Origin of the sequence: Microcoleus sp. OTE_8_concoct_300, from assembly GCF_031383065.1 — a bacterium.
Taxonomy (GTDB): Bacteria; Cyanobacteriota; Cyanobacteriia; order Cyanobacteriales; family Microcoleaceae; genus Microcoleus.
Genome location: NZ_JANMZH010000622.1, coordinates 1 through 1,679 on the forward strand (window position 1 = coordinate 1; position 1,679 = coordinate 1,679).

Sequence of the window (1,679 nt, forward strand, 5' to 3'; positions counted from 1 at the left end):
ATATCTCATGTAGTATTGGTTCAATTGTTTCCCATTCTGAATCCGTTAGACTGCTATAATAAGGCATGGCTGCTACTGGATAATGCTTTTACGGTCACGTTACCACAAGACCGTAAAAGATGTCAAATGGGTTCTATAGAAATCGTTATAAGTTTCCCGCCATGATGATTGATGGCTCGCATTATTGGTATCACGTCGTTGACGGCGTTTAGTACGTCCATCCCAGTATTCTTTCTCTACTTTTGCTATCGCATCACCAAAGGTTATCAAATCATTTTTGATGATGTTCTTTTCTAGAATCACATCCTCGTACCAGCTCAGAAACTGAGTCTCGCTAGAAAACGATTCTAGAGCAGTAGCGACTAAGTGAGCCTTCCTTAGAGCATCAGTAATACCTTGCATTGTTAGGTAGCACCCGCAAGTTTTGTTGACCCGCTTGTCACCTAGCTTGAACTGGAGGGTTATGTAAGACCCTTTAGCCTTGCTATCCTTTTTGAGCCCTACCCCTTTGGGGCATTCTTTCTGTGCTTGTTTAAAGTAGTCGAGAATCCGCTCGTAGCCGATAAGGTAATCAGCGCTGGTACTTACTGTGACGAAATTAGACTTCTCGCTCATTTTTCGCTCAATCCTCTAACAGTGTTGAGTTTGCTTGCTGTATTCAGCGTACAGCAAGCTGCTTAGTTTTCGCTCAAATGTAAAACAGGACTTTCAGAGCGAGTAAAGAGAAGAGCTAGAACGACGCAAAATCGTAGATGTAAAGCAAGGCGCTAATTCAAATCTCGTCACGGGCTTGCTATTTTATGCCATACAAAAAATAGGATTTGCGGTTGAAGAAGCAATTCAACCGCAAATCCTATTTTTTAAGCGTCGCTTGCAAATAAAGCAGCGGGTCTTCAGCAACCCAGCCCAAACCCGAATTGTACCGAACTTCAAAATGCAAATGAGCTTGGGCAATGTCCGGTTTTCCCGTCATCCCGACTGTTCCCAAAACTTCTTTAGACTGGACTTTTTGACCGACTTTTACGGCAATATCTTTCAAATGAGCGTAGCGCGTTTGCTTCCCCGCTTGATGGTTTACCACCACTAAATTCCCGTAATCTCCCTGCGGCCCGGCAAAGGCGACAGTTCCCTCGCCAGTTGCTAAAACCTGCGTACCCTCCGACGCCAAAAAATCTACGCCACTGTGGAAAAAAAATTCGCGGCGCATAGGATGCAATTGCCGCCCGTAACGCAAAGCTTCAACCGCAGCAGCGGGTAGGGGAAATCCTTGCACCGATGGGGTTGCATCGGGATTTGCAGAAGGCCCGATCGACCTATTCACCGCAGGCACAAACACGGTTTGCCCCAAAGGCCTGCACCCATTCGCCTCAAATAGCAAATCTGCGCGCACTTTGTAAGCTTCTGCCAGTTTTTGCCAATTCCAGCCCGCAGGTACTTCTACCTCGATGCCACTGTATGGAGGAATGACGATCGCACTTCCAGCAGATACTCGACCTTCCCGCAACATCGGATTTATGCCGATCAGCGCCGCAGGAATCACATTAGACCTCTTGCGAAAGTCTCAGGCGATCTCTAATTTAGTCTTTAAAGAAAGTTCATAATTATAAATACCAGCGATCAAATTAAATCTTAATCCGAAGCGCCTTCTTCGATTCCGATATCTTGATGAAAGTATTCTA

At 45.6% G+C, this 1,679-nt stretch carries 2 protein-coding genes and 1 pseudogene; all 3 read right to left on the bottom strand.

The features are described from left to right. Positions 1–99 precede the first annotated feature (99 nt). A complete protein-coding gene (locus tag ACUVJL_RS28555) occupies positions 100–615 on the bottom strand; it encodes a hypothetical protein (RefSeq protein ID WP_445248933.1) in 516 nt (171 codons plus the stop codon). 238 nt (positions 616–853) lie between these two features. Continuing rightward, a complete protein-coding gene (locus tag ACUVJL_RS28560; protein WP_445248934.1) occupies positions 854–1,540 on the bottom strand; it encodes a M23 family metallopeptidase in 687 nt (228 codons plus the stop codon). Between the two features lie 21 nt (positions 1,541–1,561). Then, positions 1,562–1,679, bottom strand: a pseudogene (locus ACUVJL_RS28565) (IS5/IS1182 family transposase); the annotation flags it as partial.

Excerpts from the sequence above, each read along its gene's own strand:
- ACUVJL_RS28555 (WP_445248933.1), bottom strand. The coding sequence starts at position 615 with ATGAGCGAGAAGTCTAATTTCGTCACAGTAAGTACCAGCGCTGATTAC.